General features: G+C 67.4%; 15 protein-coding genes and 1 tRNA gene. 6 read left to right on the plus strand and 10 right to left on the minus strand.

What is annotated here, in order from left to right; translation table 11 throughout:
* Positions 1-98: 98 nt before the first annotated feature.
* Both WHX56_RS02525 and ispB read right to left on the minus strand, forming a co-directional pair.
* Positions 99-175, minus strand: a tRNA-Pro gene (locus tag WHX56_RS02525).
* Between the two features lie 90 nt (positions 176-265).
* Positions 266-1,231, minus strand: coding sequence for an octaprenyl diphosphate synthase (gene ispB, locus WHX56_RS02530; RefSeq protein ID WP_338880249.1), 966 nt, complete (start codon positions 1,229-1,231; stop codon positions 266-268).
* 503 nt (positions 1,232-1,734) lie between these two features.
* On the opposite strand from ispB, the gene rplU reads away from it, so the two are divergent.
* The 4 genes from rplU to proB all read left to right on the plus strand — a co-directional run bounded on the left by rplU (position 1,735) and on the right by proB (position 4,842).
* Complete coding sequence (gene rplU, locus WHX56_RS02535) at positions 1,735-2,046, plus strand: 50S ribosomal protein L21 (protein ID WP_057285632.1); 312 nt, start codon at positions 1,735-1,737, stop codon at positions 2,044-2,046.
* A 34-nt stretch (positions 2,047-2,080) separates the two neighbouring features.
* A complete protein-coding gene (gene rpmA, locus WHX56_RS02540) occupies positions 2,081-2,341 on the plus strand; it encodes a 50S ribosomal protein L27 (RefSeq protein ID WP_006389959.1) in 261 nt (86 codons plus the stop codon).
* A gap of 171 nt (positions 2,342-2,512) precedes the next feature.
* Positions 2,513-3,649, plus strand: coding sequence for a GTPase ObgE (gene obgE / locus WHX56_RS02545; RefSeq protein ID WP_338880254.1), 1,137 nt, complete (start codon positions 2,513-2,515; stop codon positions 3,647-3,649).
* Positions 3,650-3,705: 56 nt separating this feature from the next.
* On the plus strand, positions 3,706-4,842 hold the full coding sequence (gene proB / locus WHX56_RS02550) for a glutamate 5-kinase (RefSeq protein ID WP_338880256.1): 1,137 nt from the start codon (positions 3,706-3,708) through the stop codon (positions 4,840-4,842).
* On the opposite strand, the gene WHX56_RS02555 is transcribed toward proB, so the two are convergent.
* Positions 4,811-5,524: a helix-turn-helix domain-containing protein gene (locus tag WHX56_RS02555; protein WP_338880258.1), complete on the minus strand. Its 714-nt coding sequence runs from the start codon at positions 5,522-5,524 to the stop codon at positions 4,811-4,813. The two genes, proB and WHX56_RS02555, sit on opposite strands and share 32 nt — an antisense overlap.
* 78 nt (positions 5,525-5,602) lie before the next feature.
* Between WHX56_RS02555 and WHX56_RS02560 the strand changes: the two genes are divergently transcribed.
* Positions 5,603-6,055, plus strand: coding sequence for a helix-turn-helix transcriptional regulator (locus WHX56_RS02560; protein ID WP_338880259.1), 453 nt, complete (start codon positions 5,603-5,605; stop codon positions 6,053-6,055).
* A 77-nt stretch (positions 6,056-6,132) separates the two neighbouring features.
* Here the strand turns inward: WHX56_RS02560 and WHX56_RS02565 are convergent, their stop codons facing one another.
* Positions 6,133-6,690 (minus strand): SecDF P1 head subdomain-containing protein, encoded by a 558-nt coding sequence (locus WHX56_RS02565; RefSeq protein ID WP_129244124.1) that lies wholly within the window; start codon positions 6,688-6,690, stop codon positions 6,133-6,135.
* Between the two features lie 367 nt (positions 6,691-7,057).
* Between WHX56_RS02565 and thiC the strand changes: the two genes are divergently transcribed.
* Positions 7,058-8,971 (plus strand): phosphomethylpyrimidine synthase ThiC, encoded by a 1,914-nt coding sequence (gene thiC, locus WHX56_RS02570; RefSeq protein WP_338880261.1) that lies wholly within the window; start codon positions 7,058-7,060, stop codon positions 8,969-8,971.
* A 1,219-nt stretch (positions 8,972-10,190) separates the two neighbouring features.
* On the opposite strand, the gene WHX56_RS02575 is transcribed toward thiC, so the two are convergent.
* From WHX56_RS02575 to WHX56_RS02600, 6 genes are all read right to left on the minus strand, one after another.
* Positions 10,191-11,603 (minus strand): FAD-binding oxidoreductase, encoded by a 1,413-nt coding sequence (locus WHX56_RS02575; protein ID WP_338880263.1) that lies wholly within the window; start codon positions 11,601-11,603, stop codon positions 10,191-10,193.
* Positions 11,600-12,316 carry a FadR/GntR family transcriptional regulator gene (locus WHX56_RS02580; protein ID WP_129240193.1) on the minus strand — a complete coding sequence of 239 codons (717 nt, stop codon included), beginning with the start codon at positions 12,314-12,316 and terminating at the stop codon, positions 11,600-11,602. Before WHX56_RS02580 ends, WHX56_RS02575 begins: the two co-directional genes overlap by 4 nt.
* Positions 12,317-12,395: 79 nt before the next feature.
* Entirely contained in the window at positions 12,396-13,595 is a 1,200-nt protein-coding gene (locus WHX56_RS02585; RefSeq protein WP_129240194.1) for a GGDEF domain-containing protein, read from the minus strand.
* A gap of 107 nt (positions 13,596-13,702) precedes the next feature.
* Positions 13,703-14,458 (minus strand): HesA/MoeB/ThiF family protein, encoded by a 756-nt coding sequence (locus WHX56_RS02590; RefSeq protein WP_129240195.1) that lies wholly within the window; start codon positions 14,456-14,458, stop codon positions 13,703-13,705.
* On the minus strand, positions 14,455-15,900 hold the full coding sequence (locus tag WHX56_RS02595; protein ID WP_129240196.1) for a S41 family peptidase: 1,446 nt from the start codon (positions 15,898-15,900) through the stop codon (positions 14,455-14,457). The genes WHX56_RS02590 and WHX56_RS02595 overlap by 4 nt, the downstream gene beginning before the upstream one ends.
* A gap of 59 nt (positions 15,901-15,959) precedes the next feature.
* Positions 15,960-17,546 carry a murein hydrolase activator EnvC family protein gene (locus tag WHX56_RS02600; RefSeq protein WP_338880266.1) on the minus strand — a complete coding sequence of 529 codons (1,587 nt, stop codon included), beginning with the start codon at positions 17,544-17,546 and terminating at the stop codon, positions 15,960-15,962.
* Positions 17,547-17,548 lie beyond the last annotated feature (2 nt).

The following is a 17,548-nucleotide window of genomic DNA, read 5'->3' on the forward strand; positions in this document are numbered from 1 at the left end:
TCCTGCGCGCAAACGCAAAAAAGCCGGCAGCGCTTGCGCGATACCGGCTTTCAGCCAAAGGCGTCGGGAAACACCTTCATGAATTCGACCACATGAAGTGGTCGGGGCGAGAGGATTCGAACCTCCGACTCCTGCGTCCCGAACGCAGTACTCTACCAGGCTGAGCTACGCCCCGATCTTTACTACTCTAAAGCTTTGCCGTGCTCAGTACGGCGAAGCTGTCTTGCTTTGTGCTTTTCTTGGTCTTCGATCCCGCTGATTTTTCTCAACGATCTCTATTCACCGCGAAAGCGCAGAATTCTAACAGAGAATTCAGAAAAGGGGAAATGGGGTAGCCGGAAAGTGCGGCACGGGCCAGATCGGCTTCGGCGATCGCGGCCTGGCGGGCGTGTTCCAGGGCGTCCGTCGCCTGGATGGCCGCGGCCACGGCGGCGAAGTCGGCGTCGCCCGTCTTGATCGCTTCGCGGATCAATTGCTGCTGTTCCGGGGTGCCCACTTCCATGACGCGGATCAGCGGCAGCGTGGGCTTGCCCTCGCGCAGGTCGTCGCCCACGTTCTTGCCCAGGGCGGCGGCGTCGCCGCTGTAGTCCAGCACGTCGTCCACCAACTGGAAGGCGGTGCCGACGTGGCGGCCGTAGGCCGCGGCGGCGGCTTCCTGCTCGGGCGTGGCGCCGGCCAGCACGGCCCCGACCTGGGCGGCGGCCTCGAACAGCTTGGCGGTCTTGTAGCGCACCACTTGCAGGTAGCGTTCTTGCGAGACGTCCGGGTCGTGCACGTTCAGCAGTTGCAGCACCTCGCCTTCGGCGATCACCGTGGTGGCCTCGGACAGGATGCTCATGACGCGCATCGAGTCGGCTTCGACCATCATCTCGAACGAACGGGAATACAGGTAGTCGCCCACCAGCACGCTGGCGGCGTTGCCGAAGACCGCATTGGCGGTTTCGCGGCCGCGGCGCAGGTCGGATTCGTCGACCACGTCGTCGTGCAGCAGCGTGGCCGTATGGATGAATTCCACCACCGCGGCCAGCAACTGGTGGTGCGTCCCTTCATAGCCCAGGGCGCGCGCCACCATCAACACCATGGCCGGACGCATGCGCTTGCCGCCCGCCCCGATGATGTAGTCGCCGATCGTGCGGATCAGGACGACGTCGGAGTTCAACCGCTCGCGGATAACCGCATCGACGGCCTTCATATCGTCAGCAATGGGGGCAATAAGCGCGGGGAGATTCAAGACGTATCCGGAGAGTGAAACGAGCCGACGCGTGAACGGGCGGCGGCTCTTACCGCTGGGCCGCCGGGCAAGGCGGGGGATTCGACCAGCGATTATACGGGGAGTGGCGGACGCGAGCCGGGCGCTGCCCGCCGCCGCGCCGCGGGGGCGCCGCCCAGGGAACGGAGGACGGTATCGCGCCGCGGGAGCCCGCCCCCGCGTGAAGCGTCCGCGCGACACCTAAGCCCTTAGCCCACAAGCGCTTTTTGACTTTCCGGAAGTCCCGGGCTAATATTCCGGATTCGGTCAGCAATGCCCGAATTACGTCGGTTGCATTTACGCAATGCCCTCGGGCGCTTTCCCTACCCTGCCAGGACCTGGCGTTCGGAAGACGAAAGCGCGCGCCACTGAACAAGGTTCCGCACTGAAAAGTGCAGCGCTGAAAGGTGGCCCCCGTAGCGGCCGTCCCGCCCAGCAGGGCAGGCAGCGCGAATGCGCCTTTTTACCTATTTAAGGAACACCCCATGTACGCGGTCGTAAAAACCGGTGGCAAGCAGTATCGCGTTGCCGCTGGCGAAAAACTCAAGATAGAACAGATACCGGCTGACATTGGGCAAGAAATCACCCTGGACCAAGTGCTGTCCGTGGGCGAAGGCGACCAACTGAAAGTTGGCACGCCCCTCGTCTCCGGCGCCGTGGTCAAGGCAACGGTTCTTGCGCAAGGCCGCCACGACAAGGTCAAGATCTTCAAGATGCGCCGTCGCAAGCACTACCAGAAGCATCAGGGCCACCGTCAGAACTACACCGAAATCCGCATCGAAGCCATCACGGCTTAAGAAGCGACTCGGTACCACTTAGCAGGAGCTAAACATGGCACAGAAAAAGGGCGGCGGCTCTACGCGGAACGGACGCGACTCAGAATCGAAGCGTCTGGGCGTCAAGGCTTTCGGCGGTGAATTGATTCCCGCCGGTTCGATCATCGTGCGTCAGCGCGGTACTCGCTTCCACGCTGGCGTGAACGTCGGCATGGGCAAGGACCACACCCTGTTCGCGCTGGTCGACGGCAAGGTTCAATTCGGCTTCAAGGGCGCGTTGAACAAGCAAACCGTTTCGATCGTCGCCGCCGAGTAATCGGCACGAGCACGGTCAGCAACGCGGTTCGCCGCGTTCTCGAACGGTAAAGCCCTGTCGCATGCGGCAGGGCTTTTTTGTTTTAAGGCAGCGGCCGGGGCGTCCCGGCCCTCGCCTCCCGGCGGCGCCCGATGACGGGCCCCGCCCTCACTCATTACACGCACGGACACCATGAAATTCGTAGACGAAGCCACCATCGAAGTCGTCGCCGGCAAAGGCGGCAATGGCGTGGCGAGCTTTCGCCGCGAAAAGTTCATCCCCAAGGGCGGCCCGGACGGCGGCGACGGCGGACGCGGCGGCACCATCTTCGCGGTGGCCGATCGCAACATCAACACGCTGATCGACTTCCGCTACGCCCGCCTGCACCGCGCCAAGAACGGCGAAAACGGCCGCGGCTCCGACCAATACGGCGCGGCCGCCCCCGACATCACGCTGCGCGTGCCCGTGGGCACCGTCATCCATGACGCGGACACCGGCGAAGTCCTGTTCGACCTGAACCAGCACGACCAGAAGGTGGTGCTGGCGGCGGGCGGTCAGGGCGGCATGGGCAATATCCATTTCAAGTCCAGCGTGAACCGCGCGCCGCGCCAGTGGACGCCGGGCAAGGAAGGCGAACACCGCTACCTGCGCATGGAGCTCAAGGTGCTGGCGGACGTCGGCCTGCTGGGCCTGCCCAACGCCGGCAAGTCCACGCTGATCACCCGCATCTCCAACGCCAAGCCGAAGATCGCGGACTACCCCTTCACCACGCTGCACCCCAACCTGGGCGTGGTGCGCACCTCGCCGTCGCGCAGCTTCGTCGTGGCCGACATTCCCGGCCTGATCGAAGGCGCCTCCGAAGGCGCCGGCCTGGGCCACCTGTTCCTGCGCCACCTGGCGCGCACCCGCGTGCTGCTGCACCTGGTGGACGTGTCCACGCCCGATCCCGACGCCGATCCGGTCGAACAGGCCGTCATCGACGCGCGCGCCATCGTCGAGGAACTGCGCCGCTACGACCCGGAACTGGCGGCCAAGCCGCGCTGGCTGGTCCTGAACAAGCTGGACATGGTGGCCGATCCCGAAGACACCAAGCGCCGCTTCCTCGAACTCTACGACTGGAAGGGGCCGGTGTTCGGCATCTCGGGCCTGTCGGGCGAAGGCACGCAGGACCTGATCTACGCGCTGCAGGACTACCTGGACGCCGAGCGCGAAAAGGAACAACTGGCGCAGGACCAGGCCGACGGCAGCTACGTGGCGCCGGATCCGCGCTTCGACGACAAGCGGTCGGACGCCGCCCCCCGTTCCACGCCGCGCAGCGGCGACGAATAAGCCATAATCGCAGTCCCACGATTACGCCTTTTCCCGCGCCGCAGCCCGCCGCCATCATGTCTGCCGAATCACCCTCCGTTTCCGTCGTCACCCACGCCCAGCGCCTCGTCGCCAAAGTCGGCTCGTCGCTGGTCACCAACGAAGGCCGCGGCCTGGACCGAGCCGCCGTGGCGCACTGGGCCCAGCAGATCGCGGCCCTGCACAAGCAGGGCAAGCAGGTCGTGCTGGTCTCCAGCGGCGCCATCGCGGAAGGCATGGCGCGCCTGGGCTGGCGCAAGCGCCCGTCCGTCATGCACGAACTGCAGGCGGCGGCGGCCGTGGGCCAGATGGGCCTGTGCCAGGCCTATGAAGCCGCCTTCGCGGAATACGGCCTGCGCACGGCGCAGATCCTGCTGACGCACGAAGACCTGGCCGACCGCCACCGCTACCTGAACGCGCGCAGCACGCTCTTCGCGCTGCTGCGCCTGGGCGTGGTGCCCATCGTGAACGAGAACGACACGGTCGTCACCGACGAGATCCGGCTGGGCGATAACGACACGCTGGGCGCGCTGGTCACCAACCTGATCGAAGCCGACACGCTGATCATCCTGACGGACCAGCGCGGCCTGTACGACTCCGACCCCCGCAAGAATCCCGAGGCCAGGTTCATGTCGCACGCCCAGGCCGGCGACCCGGCGCTGGAAGCCATGGCCGGCGGCGCCGGCAGCGGCATCGGCACCGGCGGCATGCTGACCAAGGTGCTGGCGGCCAAGCGGGCGGCGCATAGCGGCGCCCACACAGTGATCGCCTCCGGCCGCGAGCGCAACGTGCTTACGCGCCTGGCGCAAGGCGAATGCATCGGCAGCGAACTGCGCGCCGTGCTGCCGGTATGGTCCGCCCGCAAGCAATGGCTGGCCGACCACCTGCGGCTGCGCGGCCGCGTGGTGCTGGACGACGGCGCCGTGCAGGCGCTGCTGCGTGAAGGCAAGAGCCTGCTGCCCATCGGGGTGATCGAAGTGGAAGGCGAATTCGGCCGCGGCGACGTGGTGGCCTGCGTGGATGGCCAGGGACGCGAATGCGCCCGGGGCCTGATCAATTATTCATCGGCCGATACCCGCCGCATCCTGCGCCAGCCATCGTCGCAGATCGCGCGCATCCTGGGCAGCATGACCGAACCCGAGCTCATGCATCGGGACAATCTGGTCGTGCTGTAACGCCCGGCGAGCCCTGCCGCTCGCCGTCCGGCCGCAGCATGTAGCCCCACCCGCGCACCGCGAGCACGGGAAATTCGATATCGAGGCGGCACGCCTTGCCGCGCAGCCTCGACACCAGCACGTCCACCCGCCGCGCCGCCCCTTCCGCGGCGCCGCGCGCCTCCGCGGGCAGGAGTTCTTCCCGGCGCAGCCGATGGCCCGGGGCATTCAATAGCTGGACAAAAAAAGCACATTCGGTCGGGGTCAGCGGCAGAAGCTGGCCGGCGGGCCCCGCCAGTGCGCCAGCCTGCGCATCCACACGCCATGCCGAACCGCCGCGGCGCCCGCGCCGGCACAGGCTGCGCAGCAGGGCGTCCCATTCTTGAATTTCCATGCCGGCCTGCGCACAGACGTCCGCGCCCGCCTCCAGCGCCGCGATCCGCCCGGCCGAGGTGGCGCCGCGAACCTGCCAGACCAGCGCGGCGGCCGGCGCCGCGCGGCGCAGCCAGGCGATCTGTTCCGCCGTATCCGAACTGGCACCCTGCAGCACCAGGACGTCGACCACTTGCGCCTGCAGGCTGTCGAGCAGGGCCGCCAGCGAATCGAACGCATGGGCCGCCCAATGGAAGGTGCGCAGCGCGGAGGCGAGATCGCGGGCCCCCTCGTCGCACGCAAGAACGAAGACACTGCCCTGTTGCTGCATGTCGCTTTCTCTCGCCTTTATCACTTAAGTAATTCTTATAACTACCAAAGTGACCAGCCACCAAGCTTCAATCGCCCTGTGAAGACATTCTCGGACCGACTGAAGCATGCGCGACTCCTGCGTGGCCACACGCAGAAGGCGCTCGCCCGTTTGGCGCGCCTTTCGCAGAGCGCCATCGGCAGCTATGAGACCGGCTTGTGGCACTCCAGCCGCTCGGCCCGCAAATTGGCGCAGGTGCTGAAGGTCGAGGCCGAATGGCTGGAAACCGGCAAGGGTCCCATGGAGCTTCCCATGGGCGGCTACGACCTGAGCGATACCCTGCCCGCCACCGGCGTGGCGGAATCCCCGCCGCGGCCCAGCGGCCGGCCGCGTCCGATGGCGCCGTGGCCCTACCCCAATATTTCTCCCGCCCAGTTCGAATCCCTCACGGCCGACGAACGGATCGTGCTGGAAGCGATGACGCTGGCCTTCATCGAGAAAAGCACGCAGGTCCGCCGCAGCGCCAAACCGCGCGCCCGCAAGGCCGGCTGACCGTCCCCGGCCGTCGTCGCAGATCGCCCAATAGCAAAAAGCCCGGCATGCCGGGCTTTTTGCTGTGAGCGCGCGGCTCAGGGCTTGGCTGCGGGAGCCGGCGCGCCGCCGGCGGGGATCGCGGCGTCGCCGCGGATCTTGGCGGCGATTTCCGAGGCGGCCTGGGCCGAGGGCACGCCGAAAGCCAGCACGCCGCGGTTCAGCGGTTCGCCGATGAGCGGGGCGGCGACCAGTTCGCGGTCGATCACCAGCGCCAGCATGTTGCCGACATTCTTGGTGCTGACGTCATTGAGCTTGCGGGCGCCCGCTTCGGAGAAGCGCAGGCCGACGAAGTTCTGCCCCTGGCGATCCACCAGCGCGGCGGCGTCGGTCAGGTCGGCGCGCGTCAGGACGGGCACTTCCTGCATGTAGAGCTTGCCGTCGGGCAGGCTGATTTCGCGCAGGCCCGCGCCGGGTTCCTTGTGCGCCAGGTAGAAGTCCACGGTCGAGGCGGTGGCGGGCGTGGTGGATTGCTGGCCGGCCTGCGGCGTGGCCGAGGCGGCGTCGGACGTCTTAGTCGGGGCGGTCTTGCAACCCGCTAGCGCCAACGTCACGACAACCAGGGCGGGCGCCAATTTGCGTAAGGTCAGTTGCATGCTCGATTCCTTCTTCAGTGGACTAAGACCAGGCCGCGCGGCGGCACGCCCGGCATGTCTGAAAAGTGTACCGAACCTGAATGACGGTGTCGCCCCAGTCTGAATCCAAATGTAAAGCGGTAATACCAGCTTCCAGGACAAAGCGCCAAGGCGATGCGCGACCGAAGCGATTCGCCGGAACGCGCGCCAACCTCTATACTTCGCTTTCGTGCAGGGGTACTCGTCCCGGCTTCCAGGCCGAGACGTGTTGAGAGAGTCCCTTCGTACCAGTACGGATAATGCCGATGCTGGGAGCCGTATTTCCGCCGCCGTTCGCGCGCCGGAGATTCCTTCCCGATCGGCTCCAACCATTCGCTTGGAGCTTTCCATGAACGCCAATCCCAAATTCCTGGCCGCCACCGCTGAAGTGGACTCGGCCGCCGTCGCGCCGCTGCCCAAATCCCGCAAGGTGTACCAAACCGGCTCGCGGCCCGACATCCGCGTGCCGTTCCGCGAGATCGAACAGGCCGACACGCCCACCATGTTCGGCGGCGAGAAGAACCCGCCGCTGACGGTCTACGATTGCAGCGGCCCCTATACCGACCCCGAAGCCAGGATCGATATCCGCCGCGGCCTGCCCGAGTTGCGCCGCGCCTGGATCGAAGAGCGCGGCGACACCGAGCTGCTGTCCGGTCCGACCAGCGACTACGGCAAGGAACGCCTGACCGACCCGAAGCTGACGGCCATGCGCTTCGACCTGCGCCGCCCGCCGCGCCGCGCCAGGTCCGGCGCCAACGTCACGCAGATGCACTACGCGCGCCGCGGCATCGTCACGCCGGAAATGGAATTCGTGGCCATCCGCGAAAACCTGCGCCGCGAGCAGTACCTGGAGACGCTGCGCGCCAGCGGCCCCGACGGCGAGAAGATGGTCAAGCGCCTGCTGCGCCAGCACCCGGGTCAATCCTTCGGCGCCGCCATTCCGGCTTCCATCACGCCCGAGTTCGTGCGCGACGAAATCGCGCGCGGCCGCGCCATCATCCCGGCGAATATCAACCACCCGGAAATCGAGCCGATGGCCATCGGCCGCAACTTCCTGGTGAAGATCAACGCCAATATCGGCAATTCCGCGGTCAGCTCCGGCATCGGCGAGGAAGTCGAGAAGATGACGTGGGCGATCCGCTGGGGCGGCGACACGGTCATGGACCTGTCCACCGGCAAGCACATCCACGAAACGCGCGAATGGATCATCCGCAATTCGCCCGTGCCGATCGGCACGGTGCCGATCTACCAGGCGCTGGAAAAGGTGGACGGCAAGGCCGAGGACCTGACCTGGGAGATCTTCCGCGACACCCTGATCGAGCAGGCCGAGCAAGGCGTGGACTACTTCACCATCCACGCGGGCGTGCGCCTGCCGTTCATCCCGATGACGGCCGACCGCATGACCGGCATCGTCTCGCGCGGCGGTTCGATCATGGCGAAGTGGTGCCTGGCTCACCACAAGGAGAGCTTCCTGTACGAGCGCTTCGAAGATATCTGCGAAATCATGAAGGCCTACGACGTCAGCTTCTCGCTGGGCGACGGCCTGCGTCCGGGGTCGGGCTACGACGCCAACGACGAAGCGCAGTTCGCGGAGCTGAAGACCCTGGGCGAGCTGACCCAGGTGGCATGGAAGCACGACGTGCAGGTCATGATCGAAGGCCCCGGCCACGTGCCGATGCAGATGATCAAGGAAAACATGGAGCTGCAACTGGAACACTGCCACGAGGCGCCGTTCTACACGCTGGGCCCGCTGACCACCGACATCGCGCCGGGCTACGACCACATCACCTCCGGCATCGGCGCCGCGCTGATCGGCTGGTACGGCACCGCCATGCTCTGTTATGTGACGCCCAAGGAACACCTAGGGCTGCCGAACAAGAAGGATGTGAAGGACGGCATCATCACCTACAAGATCGCGGCGCACGCGGCCGACCTGGCCAAGGGCCATCCCGGCGCGGCGATCCGCGACAACGCCCTGTCCAAGGCGCGCTTCGAATTCCGCTGGGACGACCAGTTCAACCTGGGCCTGGATCCGGACACCGCCAAGGAATTCCACGACGAGACCCTGCCGAAGGACTCGATGAAAGTGGCGCACTTCTGCTCCATGTGCGGGCCGCATTTCTGCAGCATGAAGATCACGCAGGACGTGCGGGACTATGCGGCGGCGCAGGGCGTGAGCGAAAAGGACGCGCTGCAAAAGGGCATGCAGGAGAAGTCGGTGGAGTTCGTGAAGAAGGGGGCCGAGGTTTATCATCGGCAGTAGGTTTTGGACGTTGACGTGTCGATGCTCCTGGGGCGCCCGGCACGTGGGCGCCCACGCATCGTGCTCGGCCGATTGAAACTTGACGTCGGCTGGGACGGGCGGTGTGCCTAGGGCTCGCTCCACGGGCGGAGGCGGGCGGTGGATCTTGCGGGGCCCGCCCCAGGCCGGCCGCGCGGGCGGCCTCGTGGGGCGTACGCGGCGTCTTGCGTCGTGATGATGACGCTGCGCGTGTAGAGTGGTTTCTTTGCCAGGTGTCTTGTTTTTTGTCAGGTGTCTGACACCCGTACGAAATGACGGCACGAATTAATGAGATGCTCCCCGGGTGTCTGACACCCATGGGAAGATACTGTTGCCGCGGGTGGTGTCTGACACCCGTGATGCGCTGCTTCAAGCCTGAAACGCCGTGCCGTAGGGTGTCAGACACCTGACTTGCGACTTGAGACACCTGGCTTGCCCTGATATCACGGCTGGTGTCTGACACCCTGGATACTGTTGCCGCGGGTGATGTCTGACACCCGTGGTGCGCTGCTTCAAACCTGAAACGCCGTGCCGTAGGGTGTCAGACACCTGACTTGCTGACTTGTCCTCGCCGCTGGTGTCTGACGCGTGAAGAGAGTCTTCCATCGTCATTTCAACCCCGGCGCCGGATGGGCGGCGCGCGGCGAGCTCTGCACGCGCAAGCAAGTGCCCAGCGCGCCGCCCATCACCGCCCTCCCCCCACATCGGCGGGACCCGCCACCAGCAAACCCCTCCCCGCATTCGCGAAAGCGCACACCATCACGACGCACACGACCGCGTATGCCGATGTCGGCCGCCCGCGCGGCCGACATCGGCGGGCACGGCAAGATTCGACACCGACCACGGCTCCAGCAGCGCCACAGGCCAAGACGGCGGCAGCCCGTCGGCGCGGGCGGCATGGACGCGAGCAACCTCGATGCGCCCGACGGAATCCGAAGGGAGCCGAAGGCGGACGAGGATGAGGAAGGGGCAGTCCGGCGCCCGCGCGCCGGACCGCAATCGTGGGCGCGAGCGGCCATGTCGCCCGCGCCGACGGGCGACCTACGAAGCTCCCGCCCCCCTTACGAAGACACTGAACCCAACCTACGAAGCTCCCGACCCAGCCTACGAAGACACTGAACCCAACCTACGAAGCTCCCGACCCAGCCTACGAAGACACTGAACCCAGCCTACGAAGACACCCAGGCTGACCCACGAAGCCCTAAAGCAGCTTCCCAGGATTCATGATCCCCGCCGGATCCAGCACCGCCTTGATCTCCCGCATCAACCGCAACTCCAGCGGATCCTTGCTATGCAGGAAATGATCCCGCTTCAACTGCCCGATCCCATGCTCCGCCGAAATACTCCCCCCGTAGCGATTCACCTCGTCCAGCACCACGTCCGTCACCGCCGCGCCGTGCACCGCCGCCCAATCGCGGTCGGCGCCCGCGGGGCGCGACAGGTTGTAGTGCAGGTTGCCATCGCCAAAGTGGCCGAAGATGAATGGGCGGATGTCCGGGTAGAGCGCGCGCACGCGCGCCTCGGCGGATTCCATGAACTCGGGGATGCGTTCGATCGGCAGCGACACGTCGTGCTTCAGGTGCGGGCCGTCGGCGCGCTGCGCCTCGGAGATTTCCTCGCGCAGCTTCCACAGCGCCTGCAACTGCGCCAGCGACGCCGACACGGCGGCGTCCAGGCACAGGCCGCGCTCCAGCGCCGTGCCGATCACATTTTCCAGCAGGGTGTTCAGCGCGGCCTCGTCGGCGGTGTCGGCCAGTTCCACCAGCACGTAGCCCGGATAGCGCTGGGTGAAGGGTTCCTGCACGCCTTCGGCGTGCGCCAGCACCAGGTCCAGGCAATCGCCCGAAAAGTACTCGAACGCCTGCAGGCGCGCGCCGCATTGCTCGAACAGGAGTTCGAATAGCTGCAAGGCCTGGGCCGGCGATTCCACCGCGGCCAGCACCACCGAGCGCACGTCGGTGCGCGGGAACAGGCGCAGGGCGACGGCGGTGATGACGCCCAGCGTTCCTTCGGAGCCGATCAGCAATTGTTTGAGGTCGTAGCCGGTGTTGTCCTTGCGCAGGGTGCGCAGGCCGTGGAAGACCTCGCCGTTGGGCAGGACGGCCTCCAGGCCCAGCACCAGTTCGCGCGCCATGCCGTAGCGCACCACGTTCACGCCGCCGGCGTTGGTGGCGACGTTGCCGCCGATCTGGCTGGAATCCTCCGCCGCCAGGCTCAGCGGCAGCAGGCGGCCGGCCTCCTGCGCGGCGCGGCGCAGATTGCCGAGGATGGCGCCCGCCTCCGCCACCATGGTGTTGGCCACGGTGTCGATGGCGCGCACGGCGTTCATGCGGTCCAGGCTGAGCACGACGTTGGCCGCGCCCGAGTCCGGCGTGGCGCCGCCGCACAGGCCGGTGTTGCCGCCGCGAGGCACGACCGGCACGCCGGCCTCCTGGCACAGCGCCAGGCAGATGGCGACCTCGTCCGTGGTGCGCGGGCGCACGATGGCCTGCGCCTGGCCCTTGTACAGGCCGCGCCAGTCGGACAGCCACGGCGCGATATCCGCTCCGGCGGTAAGGACGGTGTCGGGGCCCAGGGCCCGGACCAGACGTTGTGTGAAGTCGGATGCGCTCATGATGTCTGCCTTGCGGCCGGAAAGAGGTGATCGAGTCGCAGGCGGCTGGCCGCCTGTTGTAGATGGCGGGTCGCCGCCAGCCGGGCGCGCTCGGGGTCGCCCGCGAGAATGGCCTCGTACACGGCCACGTGCTCCTGGTGCACGGCCGCGGTCAGGCCCTCCTGCAGGCGGCTGTTGCTGCGCGCGGTGCTGACGGCCAGCCGCAGTTGCAGGTTCAGGTACTGCAGCAGGTCCTGGTAGTAGCGGTTGTGCGTGGCGGCGGCGATGGCGACGTGGAACGAGATATCGTGCTCCACGCCCTGTTCGGGATGGTCGAGGTGCGCTTCCAGCGCGGCCAGGGCCTGGGCCATGGCCGCGAGGTCCGCGGCATTGCGGCGCACCGCCGCCAGGGCGGCCGCGCCGCCCTCCAGTTCCATCCGCAATTCGTAGACGCTGGCCAACTGTTCGCGGTCCGCGATGCCGGCAGAGACCTGGAACCCCTGCGCGCCGGTGCGCGACAGCACCACGCTGCCCGAGCCCTGACGGCTCTGGATCAGCCCCTGCGCCCGCAGGCGTTCGGTGGCCTCGCGGATGACCGCGGCGCTGACACCGTACTGCTCCGCCAGGGCGCGTCCGGGCGGCAGCTTGGCGCCGACGGGGTGGACGCCCTCGGCGATGTCGCCCGCGATCCGGCGGGCGACCTGTTCGGTCAGGGTAAGGCTCTTGCTCAGCATACGCCCATTATAGACAAACCTTTCAGGTTATCTGATAACTTTTGCCGGACGCGGGCCGGGATCGGCGCCCGCCGGCGCGTCAGGCCACGGCGCGTGCGCCGCCGGGCAGGATGCCGTTCTCGGCGTCACCGGCCTCGTCGCCCCCGGCGACCGCGCAGCAGCGTCCGCCGCGCGCCTTGGCGCGGTACAGCGCGGCATCGGCCGAATCTAGGGCGCCCTGCGGGCTGCGGTTGGCGCCCGACACGATGGAGATGCCGATGGACAGGCCCACGCTGACGCGCGTGCCGTCGGCCAGCCCGATCGGCTGCGACACGTCGTGCAGCAGGTGTTCGCCCAGCCGCAAGGCGGAGGTGGCGTCGATGCCGGTCACCAGCACGATGAATTCGTCGCCGCCGATCCGCGCCGCCACGTCGTCCACGCGCAGCATGGCCCGCATGCGCTGGGCGATGGTCATGAGCACCTGGTCGCCCGCGGCATGGCCGTAGGTGTCGTTGATCAGCTTGAAATCGTCCATGTCCATGTACAGCAGCGCCGCCGAACTGTCATGGCTGCGCGCGCTGGCGCATACGCGTTCGAGCGCGGCCTGCAGGCCCGCCCGATTCGCCAGGCCGGTGAGCGCGTCCTCGCTGGCGCGGCGCTCGCTGTCGCGTTCGGCCAGCATCGTGGACACCAGGATGCGGTTGAGCCGGTGCGACGCGATGCTCATGCTGACCAGGTAGAACGGAATCTGGATGAAGACGATGGCCGTGACGTATTCGCCGGTGAAGGCCGCGCCCAGGCACATCGGCCCCAGGCTCAGGAAGATCATGGCGCCGACCAGTCTGGGCGCGCCGTAGTTGCGGAAGCAGATGCCGCCGGCCATGGCGCCGCAGGACACCCCCGCCAGCGTGGCGGCCAGCCAGTCGCCGTTGATGAACGTGACGAAGACGCCGTAGCCCACGCTGAACGCCCACAGCAGCGCCAGCAGGATGTAGATGTCGGTATGGGTGTTGCCGCCCTTGGGCGCGGCCCGCAAGGCGGACCGCAGGACCGTGACGCGGACGGCGGCCAGGATCACCTCCATCGCCAGCCACGACAAGTACAGCGGCTCGGGCCGCCGCCAGGCGACGACGCCGGAAATCATGAGGGTGTTGATGACGCCGCCGGCAAAAATGGGAAGCGTGCCGAACAGGCTGGCGATCAGCGCCGCGCGGATGTCCGCGGGCGTATCGTGTCCGGAATGCGTCAGCCAGCGCGTGAGGCGCCATTTGGGTAAGCTGAACTTCAGTGCTGTATCCACGCTGTCACGTCCCTGGCCGCCTCTACCCGGATCAGATAGGCTGGCTGGCGTTATAGCAGGTATTTCAAGCCTTTAATATTGTCCGCCGGTTCAATATGCCGGGGCATTCAGTGCCCGCGGTGCCCGCAGACGGCGCATTCGGGATCGCGCTGGACGTTCACGCTGCGCCACTGCATGGTGCGCACGTCCAGCCACAGCAGTCGGCCGGACAGGCTTTCGCCCACGCCGGACAGCAGCTTGAGCGCCTCTGCCGCCTGCATGCTGCCGATGATACCGACGACCGGCGCGAACACGCCCATCGTGGCGCAGTTGGCCTCTTCGACGTCGTCGGCCTCAGGGAACAGGCAGTGATAACAGGGCGAATCGTCGTCGCGCAGGTCGTAGACGCTGACCTGGCCGTCGAAGCGGATCGCGGCGCCGGACACCAGCGGCTTGCGGTGCTGCACGCAGGCGCGGTTGATGGCGTGGCGGGTGGTGAAGTTGTCGGTGCAGTCCAGCACCAGGTCGGCCTGCGACACGGCGTCGGACAGGGCCTGGCCCTGGAGCCGCTCGACGCGGGCATGGACCCGCGCCTGCGGATTGAACGCCGCCAGCATGTCGCGCCCCGATTCGGCCTTGTGGCGGCCGACGCTGGCGGTGGTGTGCAGGATCTGGCGTTGCAGGTTGCTGAGTTCGACGACGTCGTCGTCGGCCAGGGTGATGTCGCCCACGCCGGCCGTCGCCAGGTAAAGCGCCGCGGGCGAACCCAGTCCGCCCGCCCCCACGATGAGCACACGCGCCGCCAGCAGTTTTTCCTGCCCTTCTATTCCCAGCTCGTCGAGCAGGATGTGGCGGGCGTAGCGCAGCAGTTGCTCGTCGTTCATTTGTCCTTGCTGGGCTCGACTCCGGTCGGCGTGATCTTCATGCGCTGGGCGGCGCCGCCGCCCGGCTTGGCGTCGGCCTTGGCCTGGGCGCGGGCCGAGCCCTTCTGCACCGGCTTGCCCGCCAGCAGGTTCAGCGCCTGCTGCAACTGGAAGTCGTCCTTGCCGCCGAATTCGAACACCTTGGCCGGCAATTCGACGTTGTCCTGGTCGGCGGTGGACTTCACTTCGTTGGCCGTCTGCTGGTTGGACAGGTGGCGCTGCAGATCGGCTTCGCGCGGCAGGCGGAACAGGTCGCCGTCGGCCGTGTCGGCGACGACGTAGTCCGGTTCGATGCCGGTGGCCTGGATGGAACGGCCGCTGGGCGTGAAATAGCGCGACGTGGTGAGCTTGACCGCGGTGGTTTCCGACAGCGGCAGGATCACCTGCACCGAGCCCTTGCCGAAGGTGCGGTTGCCCAGGACCTTGGCGCGCTTGTGGTCCTGCAGCGCGCCGGCCACGATCTCGGAGGCGGACGCGGAACCGACGTTCACCAGCACGACCATCGGCACCGTCTTGGTCCAGGCCGGCAGGCCGGACAGGTAGTTGCTTTCGCCGCGAGCGTATTCGGACGGCGTGGCCAGGTACTTGTGGCGGGCGTCGGGGGTGCGGCCGTCGGTGGACACCACCAGGGCGTCCGGCGGCAGGAACGCGCCCGACACGCCGATGGCGCTGGTCAGCAGGCCGCCCGGATCGTTGCGCAGGTCCAGCACCAGGCCCTTGGGGGCTTCCTTCGCGCCGAGGTCCTTGAGCTGCTTGGCCAGGTCGGCGCCGGTCTTTTCCTGGAACTGGGCGACGCGCACGTAGCCGATGCCGTTGTCCAGCATCTTGCTGCGCACGCTGCGCACCTTGATGATGTCGCGCACGATCTTCAGCACGATCGGCTGCGGACGGTCGGCGCGCATGATGGTCAGCGTGATCGGCGACTTGGGCGCGCCGCGCATCAGCTTGACCGCGTCGTTGAGCGTCATGCCCTTGGTGGGCGTGTCGTCGATCTTGATGATGAGGTCGCCGGCCATCACGCCGGCGCGGGCGGCGGGCGTGTCTTCGATCGGCGAGATCACCTTCACGAAGCCGTCTTCGGCGCCGACCTCGATGCCCAGGCCGCCGAACTCGCCCTGCGTGGCCGTCTGCATTTCGCGGAACGCGTCGGCATCCAGGTAGGCGGAGTGGGGGTCCAGGTTCGACACCATGCCGGAAATGGCATTGTCGATGAGGGTCTTGTCGTCGACGGCTTCGACGTAGTTGTTCTTGATGGCGGCAAACACGTTGCTCAGTTGCCTGAGCTCGTCCAGCGGCAAGGGGCTACCGCGCTGCGCGACCGCTGTCACGCCCACGCTGAGCAACACACCCGCCACCGCACCGATGGCAATCAGACCGAAACCGCGAAACTTACGAGTGCCCATGCACACTTCCCGAATTGTGTTTTCGCCGATGGGGTTTGGTAATTACCAACGACATCAATCTACTGCGCCAGCCACTGGGCCGGATCCACAGGAGCGCCACGATGGCGAATTTCAAAGTATAGGCCGGATTCCACTTGGCCGCCGGTTGCGCCCACCGTGGCGATCGTATCGCCACCCGTCACCGAATCTCCCACCCGTTTGAGCAGGCTTTGGTTGTAAGCATAGACCGTCAGGTACTGCTGCCCATGATCCACAATGATGAGGTTGCCGAAGCCGCGCAGCCAATCGGCGTAGACCACGGTGCCCGGGGCCACCACCTTGACCGGCGTGCCCTCGGGCGCGCGCAGCACCACCCCGCGCCAGACGCCGCCGTCCGGGCGGTCGACCCCGAAACGGCCCTGCACCTGGCCGCGCACCGGCATGGCCAGGCCGTGGCGCAGGCCGTTGCCGCCGCCGGCCGGCGCGGCGCGCGCGGTCTGCTGGGCCGGTTCGCCGTGGGTTGAAACGGGTTTTTCCTGCGCGGGCTCCGCGTTGGGGGGCGGTTCCGCGGGTTTGGCGGCAGGCGCCTCGCCGGGCGAGACCAGGCGGGACTGCCTTTGCTCGGCCGGACGCAGCCCGGCGGAGTCCGGATCGGCCACGGCGACGGGCCCGCGGCCCTGGCGCGAGGCCGCCTCGACCTGCTCGCGGGCCTGCGCCGCCTCGCGGGCGTCCCGGGCGTCGCGTTCGCGCCGCGCGCTGTCCGCGGCGACCTTGCGGTCAGCCTCGGCCTTCTTGCGGGCGTCCTCGGCGCGGCGCTCGGTTTCGGCGCGCTTGCGGGCCTCTTCGGCGGCGCGGCGCGCCTCTTCCGCCTTGCGGGCCTCTTCGGCCTTCCTGCGCGCCTCTTCGGCCTTGCGGGCTTCCTCGATCTGCTTGGCGATGGCCGCGTCCAGGTCGGTGATGAGGCGGGACAGGCGCTGGTCGTCGCGCCCCAGCTTGCTGGCCTCGGCCCGCTGGGCGGCGATCTGGCCTTCCAGCCGCGCCAGGAGCGTGGCGCGCTCCTTCTGCTGCCCGACCAGCGCGGTTTTCTGTTCAGTGGTTTCGGCCACGACTTTTTCGATCTCGGCGCGCCGGGCGTCGGCGCGCCCCTGGAGGGCGGCCAGGCGGTCGATGTCCGCCCTCAGGGCCTTCACGGCGGCGGCCCGGGCCTGCGAAACGTAATCCAGATAGCCCAGGTTGCGTCCCAGCACCTGGGGATCGTCGCCGGACAGCAGGGCCGTCCAGGGCGACAGGCCGCTGGTGTACTGGGTGCGGAGCTGTTCGGCCAGTTCGGTGCGGCGCTTGGCCAGCACGGCCTGCTGCGCGTCGATCTGCTTTTCCAGCCCGGCCAGGTCCGCCTGGGCCTGGCGGTTGGCCTCGGCCAGTTCCCGCAGGCGCAGGTTGATCCCGGAAATGGCCGATTCCGACTGCCTGAGCGCGTCGGCCGCTTCCTTGCGGGCGGCCTCGCGGTCATCGATCTCCTTTTGCAGGTTCTCGATGCGGCCGCGCAAGGCGGCCTGCTGCTTTTCGGCGTCGGACTGGCGGCCGGCGAGGTCATTCGGCGCGGCACCGGCCGGCAACGCCCCACCGGCCAGCATGACCGCCAACAACAACCCCGCCGCGCGACACATGG

This window comes from Achromobacter veterisilvae (genome assembly GCF_037619525.1).
Lineage (GTDB): Bacteria > Pseudomonadota > Gammaproteobacteria > Burkholderiales > Burkholderiaceae_B > Achromobacter > Achromobacter veterisilvae.

Excerpts from the sequence above, each read along its gene's own strand:
- rplU (WP_057285632.1), top strand. The coding sequence starts at position 1,735 with ATGTACGCGGTCGTAAAAACCGGTGGCAAGCAGTATCGCGTTGCCGCT.
- rpmA (WP_006389959.1), top strand. The coding sequence starts at position 2,081 with ATGGCACAGAAAAAGGGCGGCGGCTCTACGCGGAACGGACGCGACTCA.
- obgE (WP_338880254.1), top strand. The coding sequence starts at position 2,513 with ATGAAATTCGTAGACGAAGCCACCATCGAAGTCGTCGCCGGCAAAGGC.
- proB (WP_338880256.1), top strand. The coding sequence starts at position 3,706 with ATGTCTGCCGAATCACCCTCCGTTTCCGTCGTCACCCACGCCCAGCGC.
- WHX56_RS02555 (WP_338880258.1), bottom strand. The coding sequence starts at position 5,524 with ATGCAGCAACAGGGCAGTGTCTTCGTTCTTGCGTGCGACGAGGGGGCC.
- WHX56_RS02565 (WP_129244124.1), bottom strand. The coding sequence starts at position 6,690 with ATGCAACTGACCTTACGCAAATTGGCGCCCGCCCTGGTTGTCGTGACG.
- thiC (WP_338880261.1), top strand. The coding sequence starts at position 7,058 with ATGAACGCCAATCCCAAATTCCTGGCCGCCACCGCTGAAGTGGACTCG.
- WHX56_RS02575 (WP_338880263.1), bottom strand. The coding sequence starts at position 11,603 with ATGAGCGCATCCGACTTCACACAACGTCTGGTCCGGGCCCTGGGCCCC.
- WHX56_RS02580 (WP_129240193.1), bottom strand. The coding sequence starts at position 12,316 with ATGCTGAGCAAGAGCCTTACCCTGACCGAACAGGTCGCCCGCCGGATC.
- WHX56_RS02590 (WP_129240195.1), bottom strand. The coding sequence starts at position 14,458 with ATGAACGACGAGCAACTGCTGCGCTACGCCCGCCACATCCTGCTCGAC.
- WHX56_RS02595 (WP_129240196.1), bottom strand. The coding sequence starts at position 15,900 with ATGGGCACTCGTAAGTTTCGCGGTTTCGGTCTGATTGCCATCGGTGCG.
- WHX56_RS02600 (WP_338880266.1), bottom strand. The coding sequence starts at position 17,546 with ATGTGTCGCGCGGCGGGGTTGTTGTTGGCGGTCATGCTGGCCGGTGGG.